Origin of the sequence: Kitasatospora sp. NPDC057518 (assembly GCF_042802075.1) — a bacterium.
Taxonomy (GTDB): Bacteria; Actinomycetota; Actinomycetes; order Streptomycetales; family Streptomycetaceae; genus Kitasatospora.
Genome location: NZ_JBHVEU010000476.1, coordinates 1 through 6650 on the forward strand (window position 1 = coordinate 1; position 6650 = coordinate 6650).

Annotated in this window: 7 protein-coding genes; 1 reads left to right on the forward strand and 6 read right to left on the reverse strand. The window is 71.1% G+C overall.

What is annotated here, in order from left to right; translation table 11 throughout:
- Positions 1–38 precede the first annotated feature (38 nt).
- The 5 genes from ACFU7Z_RS33600 to ACFU7Z_RS33620 form a co-directional block, all read right to left on the reverse strand.
- The gene (locus ACFU7Z_RS33600) at positions 39–554 is read right to left on the reverse strand and encodes a MarR family winged helix-turn-helix transcriptional regulator (protein ID WP_049651450.1); all 516 of its coding nucleotides are present in this window, start codon (positions 552–554) and stop codon (positions 39–41) included.
- Between the two features lie 40 nt (positions 555–594).
- Entirely contained in the window at positions 595–1404 is an 810-nt protein-coding gene (locus tag ACFU7Z_RS33605; protein ID WP_074001575.1) for an AIM24 family protein, read from the reverse strand.
- A gap of 263 nt (positions 1405–1667) precedes the next feature.
- A complete protein-coding gene (locus ACFU7Z_RS33610) occupies positions 1668–2318 on the reverse strand; it encodes an AIM24 family protein (RefSeq protein WP_049651451.1) in 651 nt (216 codons plus the stop codon).
- Complete coding sequence (locus ACFU7Z_RS33615) at positions 2318–2956, reverse strand: AIM24 family protein (protein ID WP_074001459.1); 639 nt, start codon at positions 2954–2956, stop codon at positions 2318–2320. Before ACFU7Z_RS33615 ends, ACFU7Z_RS33610 begins: the two co-directional genes overlap by 1 nt.
- Positions 2957–3060: 104 nt before the next feature.
- Positions 3061–3858 carry a DUF2127 domain-containing protein gene (locus ACFU7Z_RS33620; RefSeq protein WP_380781703.1) on the reverse strand — a complete coding sequence of 266 codons (798 nt, stop codon included), beginning with the start codon at positions 3856–3858 and terminating at the stop codon, positions 3061–3063.
- Between the two features lie 240 nt (positions 3859–4098).
- Here ACFU7Z_RS33620 and ACFU7Z_RS33625 point away from each other — a divergent pair, with 240 nt between their 5' ends.
- Entirely contained in the window at positions 4099–4473 is a 375-nt protein-coding gene (locus ACFU7Z_RS33625) for a DUF3817 domain-containing protein (protein ID WP_049651454.1), read from the forward strand.
- Between the two features lie 165 nt (positions 4474–4638).
- Here ACFU7Z_RS33625 and ACFU7Z_RS33630 read toward each other — a convergent pair whose 3' ends face one another.
- Positions 4639–6261: a M4 family metallopeptidase gene (locus ACFU7Z_RS33630; RefSeq protein WP_380781705.1), complete on the reverse strand. Its 1623-nt coding sequence runs from the start codon at positions 6259–6261 to the stop codon at positions 4639–4641.
- Between the last annotated feature and the right edge of the window lie 389 nt (positions 6262–6650).

Here is a 6650-nt window from a genome sequence, read left to right on the forward strand (position 1 = left end):
CGATCGGATCGCGGCGGGGCGGAGTGGTGCGTGGGGTGCTACGGCTTGCCGCGCAGGCCGCGGAGGTGTTCGGCGACGGGGGCGAGGGCCTGGTACATGTCGTCGAGCTGCTCCGGGGTGAAGCGGTCGATGAAGTGGGCCCGGACGCTGCGCACGTGGTCGGGGGCGACCCGCTGCATGGTCTCCCACCCGTGTTCGGTGAGGTGGGCGTAGAGGCCGCGGCGGTCGCCGGGGCACTCCTGGCGCAGCACCAGGCCGGCGTTCTCCATCCGGGTGATCTGGTGGGAGAGGCGGCTCTTCGACTGGAGGGTGGCGGTCGCGAGGTCGGTCATCCGCATCCGGCGGTCCGGGGCCTCGGAGAGCACGACCAGGATCTCGTAGTCGTTGATCGCGAGGTTGTGCGGCTGGAGTTCGCGGCTGAGCTGGTAGTCCAGCAGCTTGGCGACCTCCAGATGGGCGCGCCACATCCGCTGCTCCCTGGCGGTCAGCCAGGGAGTCTCCTCCTCGGGCTGCGACGGAGGGGTGTCCGCGGTCTCGATCGTGTGCGTATCCATGCCCTCTAGCATAGCCGATTTAGTTCAATCTTGTACAAGTTTACAGACCGAAACGTCGTCCGAGGTCGCCCAGGTTACCGAGCCCGGGGATGTTGGGGTTGCCGCCGCCGTGCCCGGCCGTGCCCGGCTGGGACGGCACGCCGCCCACCGGGACGCCCGCCTCGGCGTCGACCGCTCCGACCGACCGCTCCGCCATCAGCTTCTCGCTCGACTGCAGCAGCACCTGGCCGGCGCCGATGAACTCGAACTGGTGCTCCTCGCCGGAGGCCCCGCCGATGCCGGTCAGCCGGCGCAGGCCGCCGATCAGCCCGTGCATGTAGTCGTGGTCGTAGTGGTGGCACGGCGCCGGGCAGTCCGCCCAGCCGACCAGCGCCTGCGGGTCCACCCGGAGCGGCGGCTCGACGAAGTGCACCGGGCCGTTGGAGGCGGCGACGAAGCGGCCGGTGCCGATCAGGGTCAGGAAGCCCGGGATGATCGACTGCTTGAGCCGCAGCGTCGGGTCGAAGGCCAGCAGGTTGCCGGAGCGGACGGTCAGGTTGCCCTCGTCCAGGTCGTACGAGTTGAGGTCGAACGCCCGGTCGGCCAGCAGCAGTTTGCCGCGGCCCTCGGCGACCACCCAGTCCGCCGCGTGCATCGGCGAGTTGAAGTGCTGGCCGAGCACCCGGTCGACCGCCCCGGCGCCGACGCCCTTGAAGGTGATGTCGCCGTAGTAGGCGACCATCTTGCCCTTCTGGAGGAAGTAGGAGCCGTTCAGGTCGACCGAGAAGGCGTACGGGTTGACGTTGTCGCCGGCCGGCAGGCTGTGGGCGTCCCACACCACCGGCCCGGTGCCGCCGTGGCCGGTCGGCAGCGGGGCCAACGGGCCTCCGAACTGCTCCTGGGCGTACGGCTGTTGCTGGCCGTACGGCTGCTGGGGCGGCTGCTGGTACTGCTGCTGGGGCTGGTGGCCGGGCGGGGGCGGCGGGTAGCCCTGCGGCGGGGGCGGCGGGTACCCGCCGGGCTGCGGGTAGCCCGGCTGCGGGCCGTACCCCGGCGGGGGCGGCGGGGGCGCGAAGCCGGGCTGGGTCGGCTGGTTGTGCGGCGAACCGTACGGGGGCTGCGGCGGGTGGGACATCAGAGCTTCTCCTCGCTCGCCTGGACGTACACCGCGCCCTGCCCGGACAGTTCCAGCTGGAACGCCTCGCCCGAGCCGCGGCCGATCATGTCGCGCCAACCCAGCGCCGTGGAGAGCTTGTTGCGCACGTCGCCGCGGTGCGCCACGTACGCCTGGGGGTCGACGTGGACCGACTGGCCGGGGGTGATCGGCAGCTCGAAGACGCCGCCGTGGGCCATCACCGCGACCGAGCCCTGGCCCTCCAGCTTGGTGGTGAACAGGCCCTGCCCGGTGACCTGGCCGCGGACCATGCCCATCACCCCGCCCTGCGAGCCCATGAACATGGTGGACTGGCGCAGCGTGCCCTCGAAGGCGAGCAGCCGGTCCGCCTCGACGTACAGGGTGTCGCCGAACAGGTCGATCACGTGGACGTGGTGGCCGCCGTGGCCGAACATCACCCGGCCCTGGCCCTCGACGGTCATCAGCGGGGTGTCCTCGTTGGCCACCCGGCGGCCGATCATCGACATCACGCCGCCCTGCCCGCCGGTGATGTTCGGCGTGAAGCGGACGTCGCCGCTGTACGCGAGCATCGCGCCGCGCTGGCTGAACAGCCGCTGCCCGGGCACCACCTGGGCCTCGACCATCTTCCCGTTGATCTTCGTGAAGCCCATCAGACGTCGCCCCCGATGGTGGCCTTCTCGGAGGGCTGGACGTACACCAGGCCCTCGCCGGTGAACTCGATCTGGACGGCCTCGCCGCCGCCCTCGCCGATGATCGTGGTCCAGCCCGCGCCCGACTTCAGGCTGCGCTGCAGGGTGCCGGTGTGCGCCACGTACGCGCCCGGGTCCACCCGCAGCGGCATGCTCTTGTCGACCCGCAGGATGACGGCCGGGCCGTTGGAGGTGACGGCCGCCCAGCCGTGGCCCTCCACCTTGGTGGTGAACAGGCCGTTGCCCGAGGACATGCCGTTCAGCCCGGTGAAGCTGGTGCCGGTGTGCAGGGCGGACTCGGTGCAGAGGAGGTTGTCCGACTCGACGTACAGCGTCTCGCCGTTCAGCCGCACCAGGCTGATCTCGGTGGCCTTGTCGGCGAAGTAGCAGGTGCCCTGCCCCTTCACTTCCATGACCGTCATCTTCTCGCCGGTCAGCCGGCGGGTGACCATGCCGCGCAGGCCGTCCCCGCCGCCGGTCAACTTCTTGAAGGCCATCTGCCCGGTGTAGGCGACCATCGAGCCGTGTCGCGCCTTGACGGCGTCGCCGCCCAAGTCGACGGCGAGCACGCGCGATCCCTGGAGTCTGAACTGTGCCACGGCCGCAATCTAGCCGCTGCGGCCGTGGCGCGGGGAGGGTGCGTGGGCCGACTGGTACCGGTCTGGGACAAACGCGCCGGTCACGCCCGGCGCACGCGCCCCGGTCAGGCCCGGGCGTGCGCCCCCTGTCCGGGGCTCGGAACGGTGCCGGCCGCCTGCTCGACCTCCAGCAGCGAGGCCGAGTGGCGCTCCGCCTCGAAGGCCACCACGCCGCCGCGCAGCCCGAACAGGCGCTTGGAGAGCATGATCCAGAGCACCGCCGCGATGTTCAGCACCAGGGTGCAGATTTTCAGGGCGCTGACGTGGTGGCTCAGCTCGTAGCCCTCCAGCGGCAGGAAGGCCGCGGTGGCGACCACCGTCAGGTACTCGGCCCAGCGCTTGTTCAGCCAGAGGCCGACCGCCTCGACGATCTCGATCACCGCGTAGGCGATCAGCGCGCCCGCGACGATCAGCAGGGTGCTCTTCTTGAAGTCGAAGGTCTTGCGGATGGTCTCGATGATCGGGGCGTGTTCGAGGTCCCAGTGGAAGTGGTCGGTGACCGGCCGGAACACCGTGAGGTTCTCGTCGAAGACCCGGTGCACCGCGTCCTGGCTGTTGGAGAACTTCCACACGGCCCAGGCGACCACGATGATCAGCAGTCCGCGCAGCACCCGCTCGACGGCCAGGAAGCGCAGGATGAACAGGTCCCGCAGCGCCTTGCCGCGCGGCACCAGCGGCGCTTCGTCGGCCGGGCCGGAGCCGTGCGGGGCGCCCAGCGCGAAGTCGCCGCAGCGCAGGCAGCGCCAGGCGTCGCCGAGGGCGGTCGACGCGTGCAGCCGGGAGGCCAGCTCCGGCTCCGTCGGCGCGTAGGTGGTGTGGCCGCGCTTGGCGCAGGTCCTGCGGTCCCAGTCGCGCTTGAACATGTGGTGAGTACCCCCCGTGTGCGATGCCTCGGCGCCCGGATCGGTGGGCGCGCGGGCAGCAGGATAGGGGTTCCCGGTGACGGGCGGTCGCGCTCGGTGGCGTTCCGGCACAGAGCTGTGACAGGGCGGGCGGGCGCCGGACGGGCTCCGGGGAGGCGCTGGGCCGGCCGCTGTGAGATGGGGCACGGTGGCCACCCCCGGCCGGGGTCCCGTCCGTGGGCTCGGCGATAATGGGCCGGAATGCTTGTGAGTCGCTTCACAAGCGAGCCCGCGCCGCCGACCCCCCATATCGAGGTATCCATCGTGAACAGCAGCGCCGTCCACCGCCTGCGCCTGGTCTCCGGCCCCGAAGGGGTCTCCTTCATCCTGCTGCTGATCTGCTCGGTGCTGAAGCGGACGACCTCGTTCGACGCCGTCCCGGTGATGGGCATGGTGCACGGCGTCCTGTTCATCCTGTACGTGGTCTTCTGGATCCAGGCCTGGCAGGCGCAGAAGTGGGACGCCAAGCGCGGCGTCCTGATGTTCGTGCTCGCGGTGCTGCCCACCGGCGGCTTCTTCGCCGAGCGGATGCTGGCCAAGGAGGAGCGGGGCGAGCTGAAGCCCGCCACCGCCTGAGCCGGCCGCCCGGGCCCCCGCTCGGGCTCCGGCCTCCTCGTGGACGGTCGACAGGCTGCCACGGCCTCCTCTCCCAAAGGGCCGCGGCAGCCTGTCGCCGTTTCTTACCGGGGGTGGCTCGATTTCCTACCGGTTGCTACCGGTTCCTACCGGGGGTGGCGCGGGTCAGCTGACGTTGACGCCGCTCCAGGCCGCCGCGACCGCGTTGTACTCGGTGCTGGAGGCGCCGTACAGGTCGGTGGCGGCCTTCAGGGTCGCGGTGCGGGCGGCCTTGTAGTTGGTGGTGGAGGTCATGTAGACGGTCAGCGCGCGGTACCAGATCGCCGCCGCCTTGGTCCGGCCGATGCCGGTCACCGTCGAGCCGTTGGAGGTCGGGCTGTTGTAGCTGACCCCGTTGATGACCTTCGCCCCGCTGCCCTCGGCGAGCAGGTAGAAGAAGTGGTTGGCGACGCCCGAGGAGTAGTGGACGTCCTTGTTGCCGACCGTGGAGGACCAGTAGTCGGCCGAGGCGCCGTCCTTGGAGGGCTTGTCCATGTAGCGCAGCGGCGTGCCGTTGCCGTTGATGTTGAGCTTCTCGCCGATCAGGTAGTCGCCCGGGTCGACCGCGAGGTTGGCGGACCACTCGACCATGGTGCCGAAGATGTCCGAGGTGGCCTCGTTGAGGCCGCCGGACTCACCGGAGTAGTTGAGGTTCGCGGTGGCGGAGGTGACGCCGTGGCTCATCTCGTGGCCGGACACGTCGATCGCGGTCAGCGGGTGGGTGTTGCCGGAGCCGTCGCCGTACGTCATGCAGAAGCAGGAGTCGTCCCAGAACGCGTTGACGTAGTTGGTGCTGTAGTGGACCCGGCTCGCCGCGCCGACGCCGTTGTTCTTGATGCCGTTGCGGCCGAAGGTGTTCTTGTAGTAGTCCCAGGTGGCCGCCGCGCCGAACTGGGCGTCCACGGCCGCGGATTCGCGATTGGAGGCCAGGCCGTTGCCGAAGCTGTTGGTGGTGTTGGCGACGAGCGTGCCGCTGCCCGAGGTGCCGCCCTTGAGGTCGGTGGTGGACTGGTTGCCCCGGGAGGCGTCCTTCAGCTGGTAGGAGCTGCCGCTCTGGGTGGTGGTGAGCGAGACGCTGCCGACGTTGACGCCCTTGCCGGTGCCGGTGGCGGTCTTCACCTGCTCGTCGGTGGAGAGCACCTGGCCGGTGGCGGCGTCGGTGACGACCACCTGGCGGCTCGGGGTGCCGTCCGCGCGCTGGCCCTCGACCGTGGTGCGGTGGGCCAGTCGCGGGGTGCCGTCGGCGGCCCAGACGACCAGCTCGGGCGCGCCGGCGCCGTCGACCCGGCTGAGCGCGGCCTCCTCCTGGTCGGCGGCGCCGACCGTGGCCCGCACGGCGGCGGTGGCCTTCTCGGCGGCCTGGGGCGCGGCGAGGCCCGGGGTCAGGCTGGGCACGGACAGCTGTCCGGCGAAGGCCCGGTCGACGGACTTCACCGAGCCGTCGGCCTTCTGGTGGACGACCAGGTCGCCGCCGAGCACCGGCAGGCCCGCGTAGGTCCGGTCGTACCGCAGGTGGCGGGTGCCGTCCTTGTCCACCACCACGTCCTTGGGCACCAGCTTCTCCTGGCCGCCGAGGGCGAGGGCCTGGGCGACCGGGGCGCTCTGCCCGGAGGCCAGCGCGAGCAGCGCGGACTGCTGCTGGGCCGGCGAGGGGGCGGCGGCCTGGGCGGGGACGGCGGCGATCTGGATGACGCCGGCCAGCAGTGCGGTGGCGGAGAGTACGGCTCCGACAGTCAGCTTTCGCTTCACGTACGGGGGTTCCTTCCACGAGACCCGCGGGTGCGTGCGGGTGCGCCGCGTACCGGGGCGCCGGGGTTGGCACCTTGGGGGCGGTAGGGCGCGGACGTGCCGGTCCCGTGCGGTACCTGACGATCCGCCGGAAACGGGTGGGGCGGCGGATGGTCGGACGGGACTTGGTCAGAAGCATGACAATCGTTGGCAGGGATGGACAGGGCGCCTACCGGGATTGGCCAAGAACCGCCAGTGCCGGTACGGATGGTTCGGTTGCCGCCCGTTGCCCGGTTTCGGCGGTTCGTCCCCCTGGCGGGACTCCGCCAGCCGGACGGCCTTGACAGCCCCGGGCGGCTCGGGCGGCCCCGGACGGTCTCGACGGTCCGGGGCCTGTCTCTTATACACAT